The following is a 16,913-nucleotide window of genomic DNA, read 5'->3' as shown; positions in this document are numbered from 1 at the left end:
AGGGGAGCAAATGTTCGAAGACTATTTGCCGAAGCGGAAGATCGGCTCTCTTGCGCCATTGGCCGTCATCGACAACCACGCTTACGAGTTCTATCAGCTGGTCCCGCGAGGGGTCATGCTCGTCATGGTCCCGTTGGGGTTGGAAGCTTTCACGAGGCAGGATGTCGAGCGTGTGTTCGCGCCCATCGACCGGCAACTGGATCTGCTTCTCGAGCGAGGCGTCGATGTCGTCATCCAGTCCGGCGTTCCCCTGCCGATCCTCATCGGGCCGGAGGCCCTGAATCGATTGCTGGCGCACATCGAAGCTAGAGCCGGGGTTCCGGTGACTTCCACCGTCCTGAGCGTGGTCGCGGCGGCCAAACAGCTTGGCATAAAGAAAATAGCGGCAGCCAACAAATGGACCGACGCCATGAATCAGACCCTGGCTCAGTTCTTCGGCCGGGAGGGCATCTCGATGGTCGGGACAAACGCGCAGTCGATGACGCCCGGGCAGTTCGTCAAGATGGGGAGCGGCGAGAGCATCGAGCTGGCGTACGAGCTCGGCCGCGGTGCCCTGGAGAGGTTCCCCATGGCCGACGGAGTTTACATCGGCGGCGGCGCCTGGCTGACGCTTCCGGTCATCGCGAAGCTGGAAGAGGAATTCAACAAGCCGGTCATCACCAACCAGGTGGCTACCGTGTGGCATCTGCTTCATATGCTGGGGTGCTGGAGTCCGATTCCCGGCTACGGCCGTCTGCTGCTCGAAAACCACTAGGGAGCCCTGAGGAGTTCGTTGGCGCGCGGAGATCGACTGAGAGAGGGCCTGTACAATAACGGCTTGCCGTTTCCGGTCTCCGCTGTCCGGTCTTCCCGTTGAGTTCGAGCATGGGCCCGACCCAAACCCTGGCCAGATTCGTCGCTGAGACCCGGATCGAGGCAATCCCCGGTCAAGCCGTCGAGACGGCCAAGCTCGTCATCCTGGATGCTCTGGGAGTTACCCTGGCCGGCTCCCGGCAGCCCGCCGGGCGGATTCTCATGGACTATGCGCGGGGTCTCGGCGCCGCTCCGGAGGCGAGCGTGATCGGCAGCGACTTGAAGACCGCGCCGGAGCTTGCCGCTTTGGTCAACGGCAGCTCCGCCTTTATCCTCGATTTCGACGACGACCTCCACGGCAGTATCCACACGCTGCCCGCCGCGCTCGCCCTCGGCGAACGGCGAGGAGCTGGCGGATCCCGACTGCTGGAGGCCTATATCCTGGGTCGCGAGGTGTGCTCCAGGCTCGACGCCGCCTTGGACGCCGGACGAGCGCTCAATCTCGGCGGGCCGACTTCGCGCGGCTGGTTTGCCGGTGGAACCACGGGCAGCCTCGCGGCCGCGGCTGCCGCGGGGAAAATTCTCGGGCTGGATGTCAAGCGGATGTGCGTCGCCTTCGGCATCGCGGCCTCTCTGGCGGGAGGGCTTCGGCGTAACTTCGGGACGATGACCAAGGCCCTCCACGGCGGCAACGCGGCGAGAAACGGCGTTCTCGCAGCTTCCCTGGCCGCGGCGGGGTTCAGCGCGGACGAGGAAATCCTCGAGGCGCACCATGGCTTGGTGGACGCGCTCTGCCTGAAAGGCGAATGCCGCTGGGAGGCGCTCGGCGAGTCGCTCGGAAAAGATTACTACCTGGAGCGGCTCCCGACCATCAAAGCCTATCCCGCCTGCTCGCCGAGCCACCGTCCCATCGACGGGCTCCTCAAGCTTCGCCGGGAGCACGGCTTCGGCCCCGAAGACGTGGAGTCGATTGAATGCGACTTTCATTTGCGATCTCTCTGTCGCGTCGATCCCCGAGAGGGGATCGCGGGGCACAACAGCATGCCGTTCATCCTCGCGCTTGCTCTTCTGGAGGACAAGGTGGTCATCGACCAGTTCACCGACGAAAGGGTGAGGGATCCGCTGGTGCGCTCGATCATGGAGAGGATCAGGCACGTTCCGCGGGCGAGCGAAAGCGGGAAGGGCGAACGCCTGACGGTCAGGCTCAAAAACGGCAAAACCTATGCGATCGAAGTCGCCGACCGCAGAACGCTGACGACCGAGAGCGACATTCACGCGAAGTACACGGATTGCGCCACCAGAGCCGTGAGACCGCAAGACGCCGAGCGCGTATGGGAATTGGTACGGGGTCTTGAGCGGCTGGAGAGCCTTGTGACGCTCGCGGATCTGCTAAGCGGGCGATCCCGTTAGCCCGGGCCCGGCGGGAGGTCCGCTACTGCAAGGGAGGAAGAAGCATGGCAAAGGCGAAAAAGGACAATGCCCGGTCAGGACGGTCCCGGCGCGCGATCCTGCTGACGCTCGCCGTAACCACTTTCGTCCTCGGGGAGAGGGCAGCCTGGGCCGGGCCGATCCACGGGACGCCGCGGCGCGGCGGAACGCTCGTTCTGGCCATCACCACGGATCCGTCGACCCTGAACTGCGGAATCGAGAGCAGCCAGATCGTCGCGACGATCACGACCCAGATCTACAGCGGCCTGATCCATCTGGACGAGAACTCGGACCCGCATCCGGAACTGGCGAAATCGTGGACCATCTCGCCGGACGGCCGGATCTACACTTTTCACCTGAAAGAGAACGTGCGCTGGCACGACGGCAAGCCCCTGACTTCGGCCGACGTGAAGTACAGCTTTGAAAACCTCGTCGGGAAATACAACGCCAGAGGCCGGGAGGCTTACGGAAACATCAGCAGCATAGAAACCCCGGACAAGGACACCGTCGTGATTCGCCTCAAGAAGCCCTATTCGCCTTTCATGGAGGTCCTGAGCGCCCACGACGGTTGCATCATGCCCAAGCACATTTACGAAGGAACGGACGTCATGACCAATCCCCGCAACCTCAGGGACCCCGTCGGGACCGGGCCCTTCAAGCTCAAGGAGTGGGTGCGGGGGAGCCACATCACGCTGGTCCGAAACGAGAACTACCACAAGAAAGGCCGCCCGTTTCTCGACAGCCTCATCTTCAGGATCATTCCCAATGCGGCGAGCCGCGCCATTGCCTTCGAGACCGGAGAGGTACAGGCCATCACGGGAAGCCAATCCTTTCCCTACCAGCAACTCGACCGGCTCAAGAAGGTTCCCAACACCCTCCTCAAGGACATCGGCTCGCCGAGCGTCATCGGGCTCCATTTCAACTTCAAGGACAATCCCATCCTCGGGAAGCGCGAGGTCAGGCTCGCGATGGCCCACGCGATCGACAAGGAGTTCATCGTGCAGCACGGCTTTCGCGGATCCGGCAAGCTGATCGACAGCGTCATCCCGGCGGGGATCCCTTGGGCTTACAATCCGAACGTGCCGAAGTACTCGCATGATCCGGCAAAGGCCAATGCGTTGTTGGATCAGGCCGGCTACCGGCGCAAGGACAGCGGGGTGCGATTCGCCCTTCGGCTGTCTTTCGAATCGGGCAACGCCAACTCGGAACGGCCCGTGGAGATCCTCCGGGAGCAGCTCAAGAGGGTCGGCATCGACATCAAGCTCGAACGGCTCGAGCGGTCCGTCATGCTCGACAAGGTATTTCGAAAATACGACTACGATCTGTGGTGGGGACCGCTGACGACCCGAGGGCACCCCGCTCTGGGCGTGGCGAGGTTGTACACCACCAGCTCGATCACCGGGCGGCCCTTCACCAATTTTACACGCTACAGCAACCCCAAGGTCGACCAGCTTTTCGACCTGGCCGTGCGAACCAGCAAGAAGGACGAGATGGTGAAGGCCTACCACGAAATTCAGGAGATCATCATGCGCGATCTGCCCTCGGTTCCGGTGGCCGACCGGCTCCAGCCCAACGTCATCCGGAATGAATTTCGCGGGGCGTTCACCAGTACGGAAACCTACGAGCGAATGGATGAAATCTGGTGGACGAAGGGAACTCCCTTGAAGGAAGGGGAGTACGATCGGGACTCGTGAGACCCGCTCGGACGAATTGACTGCAACCCTTTGAGCCCTGCGGTCGGCGATTGGCGACCTTCGGGCCAGCAAATCCCGCAACGGTATGTCCGGCGACGGATCCGTGACGACGTACGCGTTGAGAAGGCTCCTGCACGCCGGCCCCCTCCTTTTGTGCGTCGTCGTCCTGAATTTCACGCTGGTCCACCTGGCGCCCGGCGATCCGATTGAAAGCCTGGTCGGCGAGTTCCCGGCGCCGGACGCCTACGTGCAGGAGATGCAACGAAAATTCGGCCTCGATCAACCTCTCCACATCCAGCTCTGGCTTTACATCAAGTCCGTTTTGCAGGGGGACCTTGGATTCTCCTTCTATTACCGCCAGCCGGTCCTGACGGTGATTCTCGAGAGGGTTCCCGCCACTCTGCAACTGATGGTGCCCGCCCTTCTCTTTTCCAGCCTCTTCGGCGTGGCGCTGGGGGTTCTCGCGGCGCGCAAGCCCTATTCGGCCGCGGATAACGCGATCAGCGCCTTCGCGATGCTGGGCTATTGCCTGCCGGTTTTCTGGCTCGGCCAGATGCTGATGCTGGTTTTTTCGATCCAGCTCGGCTGGCTGCCATCTCAGGGGGTGCAGAGCCTCGGGACTCAGCTGCAAGGGCTGGCCGCGTTGCGCGACCGCCTGGCGCACCTGGTGCTGCCTGTGCTCGCCCTCTCGATCCGTCACCTGGCCATCAACGTGAGGATCATGAGGAGCAGCGTGCTGGAGGTTTCGTACGAAGACTACATTACGCTGGCGCGCTCGAAGGGGCTCGATGAAAAAAAGGTGGTTTCCCGCCATATGTTGCCCAACGCGCTGCTCCCCGTCGTTACCATCATCGGTCTGGACGTCGGTTTCCTTTTTACCGGATCGGTTCTCGTCGAGACCGTTTTCGGCTGGCCGGGAGTCGGTCGGCTCATGTACGAGTCGATCCTCAAAAGAGATTACCCCGTGCTCATGGGAACCTTTCTCATCACCACGGTTCTGGTCGTCGTCACCAACCTTGTCGTCGACCTCGTCTACCTCTGGCTGGATCCGCGCGTCACGTACGGCCGGAAGAAATAGCCGGGTGACGGCATGCGACTGCACGAATTCTGGAGCCGATTCAGGAAGAACCGAGCAGCGGAAGCGAGCGCTTACTGTCTCCTCGTGTTCATCCTGATCGCGATCTTTGCCGCGCCGCTTTCGCCGTACGATCCCTTCCGGCTCGGCGACCGACCTTTCTTGCCGCCGCAGTGGGATCATCTGATGGGGACCGACGACCTGGGCAGGGACACCTTCAGTCGCATTCTGCACGGAACCCGGGTTTCTCTCCTGGTAGGCTTTTTGGCGGCCGCGGCGTCTTTTGTTGTCGGCACGGTCATCGGCTCGGCATCGGGATACTTCGGGGGATTCGTCGACGACCTGCTGATGCGTGCCACCGAGTATGTGCTCGTGATACCCCGTTTTTTTCTCGCCTTGCTGATCATCGCCATGCTGGGCACCGGCATCACCAAGATCATCATCGTCATCGGCTTGCTGGACTGGCCCGAAGTCGCCCGGGTGGTCCGGGCACAGTTCCTGACTTTCAAGGAGCGCGAGTTCGTCCTCGCCGCCAGGGTAATGGGGATGCGGAACTGGAAAATCATCTTCGCCGAAATCCTCCCCAACGCCATCCCTCCCGCGATCGTGGTCGGGTCCTTCCTCGTGGCGCGCGCCATCCTCCTGGAGGCCGGCCTCAGCTTTCTCGGTCTCGGCGACCCGAACCTCATCAGCTGGGGGATGCTGTTGAGCGACGCCCAGGAGCGCATCTGGTCCTCCGTCTGGCTCGCCGTTTTTCCGGGGCTGGCGATCTCCCTGCTGGTTCTGTCGATCAATCTCGTCGGCGACGGGATCAACGACGTCCTCAATCCGAAGCTCAAGGAAAAATAGCGAGGACCATGGAAAACGTGCTGCTCGAGGTGAAGGGCCTGAAGACGTACTTGCGTACCAGCCTCGGCCTGGTCCGCGCCGTCGACGGAGTCGACCTGTGCATCTCGAAAGGTGAAGCGGTGGGGCTCGTGGGAGAATCGGGCTGCGGCAAGACCATGACAGCCCACTCGCTCTTGAAGCTGGTTCCCAGCCCGCCCGGCTTTATCGAGGAAGGCGAAATCCGGTTCCGCGGGCGGGACCTTCTGAGGCTCGACGAGCGGGAGATGAGGGAGGTCAGGGGAAGGGAAATCTCGATGGTTTTCCAGGATCCCATGACCTATCTCAACCCTGTGATGAAAGTGGGAAGACAGATCGCCGAAGCCATCGCCGCTCCGGCGCCGGAGCAATCGGTGCTCAAGCTGCTGGAATCCGTCGGCATTGCCGATCCTCCGAAGGTGGCGCAGCAATACCCGCACGAGCTCAGCGGCGGCATGCGCCAGCGCGTCCTGATCGCGATCGCCGTGGCCAACGCCCCGTCGCTCTTGATCGCGGACGAACCCACCACGGCGTTGGATGTGACCGTCCAGGCCCAAATCCTGGATCTGGTCAAGACCATCAAGGCCGAAAAGGGGACATCGCTGCTTCTGATCACGCACGACCTCGGCATCGTGGCGGAGATCTGCGACCGTATTTACGTGATGTACGCCGGGAAGATCGTGGAATCGGGAGACGTGTTCAGCATCTTCGAAGAGCCCCTCCACCCCTATACTCAAGGGCTTTTGCGGTCTTCGCTGAGCATCGCCGAGTTTCGCGAGAAACTGGAGACGATCGAAGGGGCCGTGCCGAACCTTTTGGACCCTCCGGCGGGTTGCAGGTTTCATCCGCGATGTCCGGCGGCCATGTCCGTGTGCAGAGAGAAAGAGCCGTCGCCGGTCCAGGAAAAGCCGGGCCGTCAGGTGAGTTGCTGGCTGTATGAAAAGGAGCGACGACACGGAACCCATCCTTGAAGTCCGGAGTTTGAAGAAGCACTTCCCTCTCCGGGCGGGCTTCTTCTCGAGGTCGGACCGCTTCGTGAAGGCGGTCGACGGAATCGATTTCTCGGTCCCCTGGAAGCAGACCCTGGCGCTCGTGGGCGAAAGCGGCTGTGGAAAGTCGACGACCGCAAAGCTCGTCCTGAGACTGATCGAGCCCACTGCCGGAGCCATCTTCTTTCGCGGGCGAAACCTGCTGGGGCTCGAAGGCCGGGAGCTGCTGGGCGTCCGGCGGGAGATGCAAATTATTTTTCAAGACACCTTCGCGTCCCTGAACCCGAGGAAAAGAGTCCGGGAGATTCTCGGCCAGCCTCTTCGCGACCACGGGCTGGCGGCGGGGAACCTCGACGAAAAGGTCTCCGAAATGCTCGAGCGGGTCGGCCTCTCTCCGCCTTCCATCTATCTTGACCGCTATCCCCACGAGCTGAGCGGGGGGCAGAGGCAGCGGGTTGGGATCGGCAGGGCGCTCACGGTGCAACCTCGGCTCATCGTGGCCGACGAGGCCGTTTCCGCCCTGGACGTGTCGGTCAAGGCGCAGATCCTGGCGCTCATGAAAAACCTTCAGCGCCAGCTCGGCCTCTCCTTTCTTTTCATCACGCACGACCTCGCCGTGGTTCGTTCCTTGGCGCACGAGGTTGCCGTCATGTACCTCGGGTTGATCGTCGAGAGGGGACCGGTGCGGGCGGTCTTCTCGAACCCGTTGCATCCCTATACCCGGGCCCTGCTGTCGGCCACTCCCGTCCCCAATCCGAAGCTGGCGCGACAGAAGGAACGCATGCTGCTCAAGGGCGACGTCCCCTCGCCGGTGGATCCGCCAGCGGGATGCCGCTTCCATACCCGTTGTCCCTTCGTGATGAGCCGCTGCAGGGAAGAGAAGCCGGAATTGAGAGAAAAAGGGGACGGCGTGGCGGTTGCTTGTTTCCTGCACGAATGAACCCGGATTCCGCAGCTGCGCCGACAAAGCGGAAGTAACCCGGGACAACGCCGGCGTCGTGGTCAAGCGCCGGCCTTCGTCGAAGTCTCCTTGCGGAACCCGGGACGAAGCGTTCCTGAGCCAGCCGAAGCGCTGGACGCCTCACCGGATCACAATGACGCCGCGCCCGTCCTGCCAGCGAACCTCCGTGCCGAATTTCTGGGACAGCCGCGCCACGCGAGCAATGATCTTCTCGCCCAGCTCCGGATCGGCCAGGACCGGCCGGCCCCTCTGCCAGCGAGGCTTGCCGAATCCGAGGTCCAGGGGGTGAAGGTCGACCTGCAAAAGCTTTCCTCCCCGGAACTCGCAGGTGGCCGCGACTTGCCTCCAGTAAGCCGGATCCGACGGATGGCCGACGGTGTCGTTTCGATAACGGGTGTCGGCGAAGTCCGCGGGCCCGGAATCCGGACCCAGCCCGTAGCGCGCGTAGGCTTCCTCGGCTAGAAACCGCGGCGTTTCCAGCTGAAAAATCGTCGAGCCGAGGCTGTAGAAGATCGGCCGGCCGCGGTAGATCTCGATGCCGAAGGGCTCCTGCGGTCCGTGGCCGACGAAGATATCCGCGCCGGCGTCGATACAGCGATGGGCGAATTCCACCGCGAAGTCCGCCAGCTCCTCGATCTCGCTTCGGAGTCGGGCCGTCGCTAACTTCTCTCCCCCGAGCTCGTGGCAATGGAGGCTGACCACCACCCAGTCCGCCATGCGCCGGGCTTCCTTGATTTGCTGCAGGTTCTCCTCAATGTCGCGTTTGTTTCCCGTGGTCCGAATCCCGAACGTCTCGCTTCTTTCGAAGCGCATCCCGCCGAAGTCGTACTCGCTTTCGCCGTCGGCTCCGAGCGCAGCCTGGGCGTCTCCCAAACTGCGGCGCCTTTCCCGCGCCGCGTCGAAACCGAGCAAGGCCCCCAGGCGCCGCAAGTCCTCGAGCCCGCGGCGGTCCACGAGGTAAGCGGTGCTGTGGCGCAGGGGATTCACCCCGGGACGTCCCGGAACGTCCGGTCTTTGCTCGCCGGCCACCGCCGGCGGCGGAAAAGTTGCGGTTGCCGCGATCAGCGCGACGCGGCCGCGCGCGGTATCGAGGTACGCCGGGCTGCGGGCTTCCCTCAGGTTCCTGCCGGTTCCCGCGTGCGGCAGTCCCGCGGCGTCGAGATACCTGATCGTCGCAAGAATCCCCTCCTCGCCGTAGTCGAAAGCATGGTTATTGGCGCAGGAAACGAAGTCGATCCCCAGCCACTTGAGGTCTTCGAGGAGATGCGGCTCGGTCGTCATGTAGGTTCCACCGCTGATGCCGTGGTGACCCTCGAGATATTCATGGACGCAAGACTCGAGATTGGCGAACGTCGCATCCGCTCCGGTCAGCACTTCCCTCAGCTCGAGATAACGCTCCTCGCGAAAGACCGAAAGGCGCCGCGTCGGCATGACGTCGCCGAGAAGCGCAATCTTGATGTTTCCCGATTCGGGTTCGTAGAGCATCGACAAACCTCCCGGAGTCGACAGGCTCGCGAGCGTATTGGCGCTCTCAAAACGGTTCCCAGGCGTATATAGCCCGGCCGCGTTCCCGTACGCAACAACCGAATGCTCGGCCTCCGGCGACATCGCCAGCAGGGCTGAAGAGGCGAGCCGAAGCGTCCGCCCGGCCGCCTGCGTATCCTAAAGTCTGCCCGGCGTTACTTTTTCGGTACGCGCGACCGTGTCTTTCGCAGGCGAAAGCGGCGGCTAACTCCGTCGACAGCCCGCCGGACGGTCCGCCAATCATTTACTTTTCAGCAAAATCCCCCCGGCCGCCGAGCCTGGCCATCGCACGGTGTGAGCCGCCCGCGGCTGGCACCCGTGTTGCTCGACGATCGAGGCGAGCAAGACGCGGGGTCGCTCCACGACGGAGCGAAGGCGGCCGCGGCGCTGCTGTGGAAACTTCCGGGGCACGCGCATCGCGCATCGGGGGACGTCGAGCGCCGGGCGGCGGCCCGAGGGTCCCTCAGCCGCCGCGCAAGGCGGGCTCCCACACCCGCATGCTTCCGACACGGAGGGCGCAATGCTGCGAATCGGAGTTCGCTTCGGCCTGCTCGCGCTTTTGTTCCTTGTCCCCGCAGCGGCCCGCGCGCACGGCGGTGGATTGGACACCCACGGCTGCCACCACGACCGCAAGGCGGGCGGCTACCATTGTCACCGCGGTCCGCTCGCCGGCCGATCCTTCTCCTCCCGCGAAGAGATGCTGAAGACACGCGAAGCGGTAAAGCCGCGCCAGGCGGAAAAATCGAAGCCGAAGGAGTGAGCCGGATGAACCGGTGTGCCCATCGCCGTGCCCGGGCGAGACGGCTTTCGCGGCTTGCGTTGCTCGCCTGCCATCTCTGGGTTGCCTGCGCTCCGGCGGTGTTTGCCGCTCGCGTCACTCCCGCCGAGAAGGTCCACGAGTCGATCGTCATCCGTGAGGAGGCCTCGGCGGACTCGCTCGAGATCGGCCGCCTCCGCAAAGGCGAGACGGCGCCGCTGCTGGAGTCAGTCCCCTACTGGTACAAGATCCAGCTCGCCAACGGTGAGGCCGGATACGTCGCCAAGGCATGGTCCCGGCTCCTCGAAGACGGCACCGGGGCTCAACCCGCCGGCTTCAAGATTCACTTTCTGGATGTGGGCACCGGAGACGCGGTGATCGTCGACATGGGCGACAAGGAAATCGTCATCGACGGTGGCGACAGCCTCACCGTGCTGCACGATTACGCCCGCAAAGAAGGCATCATCGAGGACCCGATCGAGCTCGTCGTCGTGACGCACGGCGATTCGGATCACTGGAAAGGGCTCGTGCGACTGCTGAACCAGGACGGAAAGGCCACGGCTCCCCGCACGCTCGTCGAATTCTGGGAACCGGGCTACACCCGGGACTGCAATCCTCTCGCGAGCTACGATACGTTCATAACCAGGGTCAGCTCCCAGGTAACCGGCACGTTCAAACGGCCCCTGGAAAACTTTCACGCCCCTTCGACCAGGAGCCGTCAGGTCGCCCCGTTCACTCTCCCTCTCCTGCCGGGCATGATCTTCACCCTGCTCCACAGCTCGGCGACGCCACCGGCCTCGAACAACGACTGCCCGTACCGGATCAACAACGCCTCGATCGTTTTCAAGCTCGAGATTCAGGGGGTGAAGGTTCTCTTCACGGGCGACGCCAACGGCAAGGAACGCAACGAGCAATCTCCCGGCACACCCGGCCACATCGAAAAGATGCTCCTCGACCTCGAGCAGCAGCACCCGGGGCTCTTGAAGGCCGATATCCTCAAGGTCCCGCATCACGGGAGCGAAACCGCGAGCACACAGGCCTTCATCGACGCCGTGGACCCGCGGTTCGTGATCATCTCGGCGAGCACGAAGCACCACCTGCCGAAGCTCACCACGATCCTTCGCTACGAGAACGGCGAGCGAGCGATCCTGCAGACGGACAAGAACCAGGACGGCAACAAGGATCACATCGTGTGCGCCGGCGGCGCAACGCTGCCTCTGGTCTGCAATTACAAGTCTGTGCTGGAACATTAACACTTGCCGGCGGCCCGACCCGATCAGCGACGAACAAGGCCGCGCCACGTGGCAACTCCATAGAAAGCTTGTGCGTCGACATCCAAGGGCGGTCAACAACTCCACCGTAAAGACCATGCGGCAGTCGACAAACCGTCTGTCCAGCCAAGTTGGCAGGGGAAACCGCGGCAGGCGAAATCGGGGAGCGGCCCCTGTACGATCGTCAATCGATCTAAGGCATTGATTTAACTCGTTCTCGCCTCCTTGAACAGAACGCTCTGTCGTCGCTGCCTCCTCAGGCTCCCGGCCGCCGAGAGCTGGCATCGGGGTTGCACCTGTCGCCATATCGGCGAAATTGACGGACGATCTCGATACGGACCCGACTGCCGGCGTGCTCCGGAGACGGCGGCGACGACCGGATGGTTCGACGCATAAAAACTGCAAAGAAATCAATCGAGGAAGGAGGTTTCTCATGAGGATTAAGAGTGCACTTCTGCGCAGTCTTTCTCTGGCGGCTCTCGTCGCGGAGGCCGCGGCGTCGAGCGGCTGCGGCGCGGGACGGGCACTCGTATTGCAACCACCCCCCGCAAAAGTGAGCGTTGCTTCGGTAACCGCGACCGAAGGCAATTCTACGGTCAGTGTGCCGGCGGACGTCAAATCGACTTTTCATCAGAAGCTGGAAGATTACCTTTACGCGGAGAACGCTTTCGAAAAAGGCAAGGAATTGACCATCCGATATCGTTTCATCCAGTTCGACCCGGGAAGCCAGTTTACGCGCTGGTTCTGGGGCGGGATCGGCAACGCGGGCGAGGGCTCCCTCACGGTCGAAGCCAGGTTTTACGACACCGCTGGCAACGAGCTGGCGACGATTCAATCCGAAGGGAGAATCGGCAGCGGATTTTTCGGCGGCGATTTCAGCTTCGCGGTGGACAAAGCGGCCGAAAAGATCGCCGAATACGCCAAGGTGAATTTCCGATAGAGCGGCCGTATCGGGAAAGTGACGCCCTCGTCGAGGTGTACGATGGTCTCCCGGTCCCTGGAGCGGTCGCCGAATCGGCGGAATGCGCAAACTGCATGCGTGTTCAACAGTGTGACTGCGATCGTTTCGAGGGACAACAAGGGCAGCGGCCTTCGTCAGCCGTGACGAAAGCAATGACCCACCGCTGCCCCCTCACTTCCGATTCAATTGCCGCTGGCCGGCCGGGTATCAGTTGAGCAACGTCTTTGTCGCCCGCTTCACGTAGTCTTCGGCGACTCGCCGCGGGAGGAGACCTTGTCGCGCTAGCGTATCTGCCGCCGATTTGACGCACTTGACGTAAGCCGCCCTGTTGAAGCTCTGCCCGGGTTTCAACAAGCCGAGCCGCTGCCAGGCCTGCGTCACGGTCTCTCTTCTGTCGCGTATGCCGTTGCCGTTCATGTCCACTAGCTGTCCGCGGGCATCGAGCGGCTCCAAGTTCACGCCGTCGTACGGGGCGAATGCCGTTTCCTGCCCGCCTCGCCTGCCCGGATTTACGCCGTGCGGGAAGAGGTGATATACGCCCAGCGGGCACGCCACCTCCGGTAAGGCGACGGCAGGGTTTCTTAGCTTACCGTCCCTGCCAACACCGCTCAGGTCCGGATCATCACTCTTGGTCGCGGCCGGAGGTACGCCCTTTTCTACCCAGTTGTCGAGCCCGTCGATCAAGGCATCGAACAAGCCGGTCAGGTCGAGGGTTTGATGAACGAGATCGAGCCGTGAAACCTGCCCCGCGTCGAAATGGCTGACGCCACGAATCTCGTACATCCTGTGCCGGTCCGCCAGCCCTTTGTCCCGGAGAATCCGGGCGTTTTCCCGCTTGTTGTGAAGGTAATCCCCGGTTTCGCCGGCGTACAGCGCATGCGTGATATCGATTTGCTTCGCGAAACGCCGCCGGTCCTCGTCCGTGGTGAAGAGCGTGTCTATCCCGTCGATCACCAGCTTCGGCAGCCAAAGTCCGCTTCCCGCGTCATCCAGCAAGAACCCGTCGAATACCGGGTTCCCCTGTTGATCCCGATTGGCGCCGGCTTGGTAGTTGACGAGCCGGCCGAGAAAACCTCCGGCCGAGTGGCCGTAGAAATAAGTACGCTTGGGCCTTGAACCGAGCTTCCTGGAGATAAAATTGTGCACCAGCTGGGTCCAGGATGTGATCAGGCCGGCGTGAGAACTCAGGTTGTTCTTGAGCGTGCTTCCGTCCTCGAGCGTCACCACGGCATCGCCCCGGGTCCGGTCCGACGAACGCATCGTGTGCGCAACCGCATAGCCCTTATCGATCATCAGCGTGACGTAACGGTTCACGTTCTGAAGCCGGTTGTATCTGGCGCCCGGCTCACGGGGCACGAGATTGCCGATCGCCCCGTAAGAGCCGGCACCGTGGGCTGTGACATACAGCTTGCCATTCCAATGACGCCGGTCCTCGGGATACAAGATGGTCATCCCATGACCTGTGGAAGCGTCGTATCGCGCGATTCCTCGCGCCCTTGCGCCGATCAACCCTGACTGTGTAAATACGAAGTCCGGTCCGTCAGTGAAATAAATCGATCGAGGGCCCTTCTCCTTGGAGGCCCACCCGTCGGTGGTTCCCGTGAGCCGAATCTCGACGCGCCGGAATTTCTCCCGTTTGACGTTGAATATGACCTCCTCCGAAACAATGAGGCAGCGCTCGATCCCGACGCTTTGACCCAACGCTTGCCTTTTCGGCGGAGCGAACTCGTCACACGAAACAGCATCCTTCCACTTCGCAGCAGGCGGGGATTTTTCCTGCGAGAATCCCGGCCGGGAGAAGGCACAAGTGATCGCAAAAACTATCAGAACGGCTGATCTAAACATCGAACGGCTCCTCCTGCTTTACCCGCCCATCGAGTTCATCGCGCCCGCCCACGCGGTGAAGACGCGGGCTCAATTTCCATTCAACGGAATTTGTTCCATGGCCCGCGCCACACCTTCGCGATAGAGCGCGAACAAATCGAGGGATTCCTGCACCGCGTCGAGCGCGAGCTGTTCCAGCTCACCTCTAGCGTACCGTTCCAAGAACGGCAGAAACATGTCGCTGTGCACCTCGTCCGCCTGGGAATGCGCTACGAAATTCGGCATGTCGCGCCACGGGATTCCCATGTCCTCCGTCCAGCGCCTGGCCATCCGCGTGGAATGGCCGCCGCCGAGGTCCCTCAGCAGGCGGTCGTCGTTGGTCCACTCGGTGACCGTCAGTGCGGCCAACCCTTCGATCCAGCTTTTGGAATGCGTGAGCCACGCCCAGGCGTAAAGGGTCGCCCTCGTCGTCGGGATCGGTTTGGTGTCGAGCACCTGCTCGGCCGTCATACCGAGCCTTTCCGCCTGGCGAACGATCAGGTGCAAATGACCGTAATCGGAGTACTGATCCTTGATCACTTCCCCGTATTCGTGTTGCAAGATGGCCCGCTTCACGGCCATCACCGGGCAGTTGGCCGACACGTGGGCCCAGCAGTCGCGCCGGTGGCGGATGTAAAGCCCGAGCTGGGTAATCATGAGCCGCGCCCGGGCGTTGTTCATCTTGACCGAAAAATAGTGCTCGAGCGCCGGGGAACGCATGTGCGCGCGCACCATTTCCCCGATCTCCTTGCGCCATTCTGCGGCTTGCATTTTTTACCCTCCTCAGCGGTGACCGGACTCTACCACACCGCGGCCGACCGCTACAAAGCGCACCGCGACGCGCGACCGAGGCGCTCTGGCGTTCGCGTCCCACGGAAAGCAGCGTCTTGTACTCTACTGTGGGAGTCATAGAACTTTTGGGTGCCCGGACAGCGACGTTCACCCTGCGGCGGCTGCTCCAAAGGGCGCCTGTAACAGATTGGGCGGCGGGGCACTGTGACGGGCCTGGTAGGCGAGCCTGAATTGTGTGATTCGCAGACATGGTTTCAAACAATGAGAGCCGCTGTTAACTTGGCGGGAGGCACTTGGAACGAGATCTAAAACAGCGGCTCACCTGGGTCGAGCTATTTCAAGAGACCAGAGATGCAGGTCTTGTCTGTAGACGATGCGGCATCTCCAGGCCGACTCTGCGCACGTGGCTGAGGCGATTTAGAGAGGACGGTATCCAGGGTCTGGCGGCTAGGAGCCGACGACCTCACCGGTCTCCAGGACGCAGGGTGCATCGAGATGAAGAAGAGCTTATTTTGGAACTCCGAGTGGATCGCAAGCTGGGGGCACGACGGATTGGGAACGAGCTTCTGCGCCTGCGTGACCTATCCCTTTCCCTGGCAACCAACCACAAGGTTCTCTCTCGCAACCGGGTCAAACCCCTGCAGCGCAGGCGCCGTAAGGAGCGTTATCGCCGTTATGAGCGGCCCATTCCCGGCGAGAGGGTCCAGCTAGACACCTGCAAGATTGCCCTTGGGGTGCTAGCAGTACACGGCCATCGACGATTGCACACGCCATCGGGCCTTAGGGCTCTACCGGCGCCGAACAGCAACCAACACGCTGCTCTTTCTCGATAAACTGCTCGAAGAGATGCCCTTTCCCGTTCAGCGCATTCAGACGGATCGGGGGCGAGAATTCTTTGCTTACGAGGTCCAGGAACGGCTGATGGAGTGGGGCATCAAGTTTCGGCCCATAAGGCCTGGTGCTCCTCACCTAAACGGCAAGGTGGAGCGGTCGCAGAAGACTGACCTTGAGGAGTTTTACGGCTCCGTGGATCTTCATCGGGACGATCTGGGAGAGAAGCTCTCGGAGTGGCAGCACTATTACAACTGCGAACGGCCCCACGGCTCGCTAGGGGGTAAAACCCCTCTCGACAGATACGCGGAGCTTATGGATCGGACGCCGCTTTTGGAAGAGGTGGAGACGATGTACGATTCTGCCAAGGAGAGACTCCAAGTGCAGAACTACAACGTTGATTTAGCCCTTAAAGAGTTTGAAACGATCAGGGTCAATCACACAGTTAAAGCCGGGACCGCCCAATTTGACCCCTTTCATTGAATTTTTCATAGGTGAACCCATAATCTCTCCAATCTCAGGTCCCAGACGGTGTCCGCGGCCGTCAATCTGCTCCACTCTGCGCCGGGTCTGCAACTAATCTGCCACCGCGAACGGTTGCGCCGATGATCAAACCCGCACTGATTAACACGACGTTCTTGATTATGTACTGGCCTTCCAGCGTGGGCGCATAGGGGATATGGGCAAAAACCTCATGTGGGAAAAAGAAAATTGGCGCGAGCGTGCCAAGCAGTTGCAGCCACAGCAGGAATAAGGTTGCCCGCATAAGCACGCCGAAAATAAGCCCCAATCCAATAAGACATTCCCATGCGGCCAAAATCAAAATCGAGACATATCCCGGAATTAGTCCAAACGTGAGCACGCTAATAGTGCGTGTCGCTAAGTCCTGTGCAGGACTGAGACCTGGGAAAAACTTTAGGACACCGAACCAGAAAAAGACAATGCCAAGACTGACACGCAAAAGCGTAATCTGTAAAAGTCAACAGCCGATCTGACAGTCGTCGGTTAAGTCCTCGTCGTCAGCCATTGTTTACTCCTCCCACTCACGCCGCCAACATTTTTTCTTTCGCCAACGGGACACTATCGAGGAACGTTTGCATTGGGGTCTTGC

14 protein-coding genes and 1 pseudogene are annotated in these 16,913 nt (G+C 61.6%); 11 read left to right on the top strand and 4 right to left on the bottom strand.

Translation table 11 applies throughout. The features are described from left to right. The first annotated feature begins 10 nt into the window (after positions 1-10). The 7 genes from VNN77_14235 (at position 11) to VNN77_14205 (ending at position 7,782) form a co-directional block, all read left to right on the top strand. Positions 11-754 carry a hypothetical protein gene (locus VNN77_14235; GenBank protein HXG52551.1) on the top strand — a complete coding sequence of 248 codons (744 nt, stop codon included), beginning with the start codon at positions 11-13 and terminating at the stop codon, positions 752-754. Between the two features lie 110 nt (positions 755-864). Next, a complete protein-coding gene (locus VNN77_14230; protein HXG52550.1) occupies positions 865-2,202 on the top strand; it encodes an MmgE/PrpD family protein in 1,338 nt (445 codons plus the stop codon). Positions 2,203-2,246: 44 nt separating this feature from the next. Then, positions 2,247-3,914: an ABC transporter substrate-binding protein gene (locus VNN77_14225; protein HXG52549.1), complete on the top strand. Its 1,668-nt coding sequence runs from the start codon at positions 2,247-2,249 to the stop codon at positions 3,912-3,914. A 103-nt stretch (positions 3,915-4,017) separates the two neighbouring features. Then, complete coding sequence (locus VNN77_14220; GenBank protein HXG52548.1) at positions 4,018-4,992, top strand: ABC transporter permease; 975 nt, start codon at positions 4,018-4,020, stop codon at positions 4,990-4,992. Between the two features lie 12 nt (positions 4,993-5,004). Beyond that, a complete protein-coding gene (locus tag VNN77_14215; GenBank protein HXG52547.1) occupies positions 5,005-5,838 on the top strand; it encodes an ABC transporter permease in 834 nt (277 codons plus the stop codon). Positions 5,839-5,846: 8 nt separating this feature from the next. Further along, entirely contained in the window at positions 5,847-6,824 is a 978-nt protein-coding gene (locus VNN77_14210; GenBank protein ID HXG52546.1) for an ABC transporter ATP-binding protein, read from the top strand. A gap of 64 nt (positions 6,825-6,888) precedes the next feature. After that, positions 6,889-7,782, top strand: coding sequence for an oligopeptide/dipeptide ABC transporter ATP-binding protein (locus VNN77_14205; GenBank protein HXG52545.1), 894 nt, complete (start codon positions 6,889-6,891; stop codon positions 7,780-7,782). A gap of 141 nt (positions 7,783-7,923) precedes the next feature. Here VNN77_14205 and VNN77_14200 read toward each other — a convergent pair whose 3' ends face one another. After that, a complete protein-coding gene (locus tag VNN77_14200; GenBank protein HXG52544.1) occupies positions 7,924-9,288 on the bottom strand; it encodes a CapA family protein in 1,365 nt (454 codons plus the stop codon). Positions 9,289-9,847: 559 nt separating this feature from the next. Here VNN77_14200 and VNN77_14195 point away from each other — a divergent pair. From VNN77_14195 to VNN77_14185, 3 genes are all read left to right on the top strand, one after another. Further along, positions 9,848-10,087 carry a YHYH domain-containing protein gene (locus tag VNN77_14195; protein ID HXG52543.1) on the top strand — a complete coding sequence of 80 codons (240 nt, stop codon included), beginning with the start codon at positions 9,848-9,850 and terminating at the stop codon, positions 10,085-10,087. Between the two features lie 5 nt (positions 10,088-10,092). Further along, positions 10,093-11,337 (top strand): MBL fold metallo-hydrolase, encoded by a 1,245-nt coding sequence (locus tag VNN77_14190; GenBank protein HXG52542.1) that lies wholly within the window; start codon positions 10,093-10,095, stop codon positions 11,335-11,337. Between the two features lie 451 nt (positions 11,338-11,788). Further along, the gene (locus VNN77_14185) at positions 11,789-12,295 is read left to right on the top strand and encodes a DUF4410 domain-containing protein (GenBank protein ID HXG52541.1); all 507 of its coding nucleotides are present in this window, start codon (positions 11,789-11,791) and stop codon (positions 12,293-12,295) included. A 228-nt stretch (positions 12,296-12,523) separates the two neighbouring features. On the opposite strand, the gene VNN77_14180 is transcribed toward VNN77_14185, so the two are convergent. Both VNN77_14180 and VNN77_14175 read right to left on the bottom strand, forming a co-directional pair. Beyond that, complete coding sequence (locus VNN77_14180) at positions 12,524-14,161, bottom strand: alpha/beta hydrolase domain-containing protein (GenBank protein HXG52540.1); 1,638 nt, start codon at positions 14,159-14,161, stop codon at positions 12,524-12,526. A gap of 69 nt (positions 14,162-14,230) precedes the next feature. Continuing rightward, a complete protein-coding gene (locus VNN77_14175) occupies positions 14,231-14,950 on the bottom strand; it encodes an iron-containing redox enzyme family protein (protein HXG52539.1) in 720 nt (239 codons plus the stop codon). A 314-nt stretch (positions 14,951-15,264) separates the two neighbouring features. Here VNN77_14175 and VNN77_14170 point away from each other — a divergent pair. Beyond that, a pseudogene (locus VNN77_14170) lies at positions 15,265-16,285 on the top strand (IS481 family transposase). A 61-nt stretch (positions 16,286-16,346) separates the two neighbouring features. Here the strand turns inward: VNN77_14170 and VNN77_14165 are convergent. Further along, positions 16,347-16,763, bottom strand: a complete 417-nt coding sequence (locus VNN77_14165; protein ID HXG52538.1) for a hypothetical protein — start codon at positions 16,761-16,763, stop codon at positions 16,347-16,349. Positions 16,764-16,913: the final 150 nt, after the last annotated feature.

The organism is Candidatus Zixiibacteriota bacterium, from assembly GCA_035574315.1.
In the GTDB taxonomy this organism is placed as follows: Bacteria; Desulfobacterota; Binatia; order UBA9968; family UBA9968; genus DATLYW01.
The sequence above is the reverse complement of the archived record's forward strand: the minus strand, read 5'-3'. Positions and strand labels throughout refer to the sequence as shown.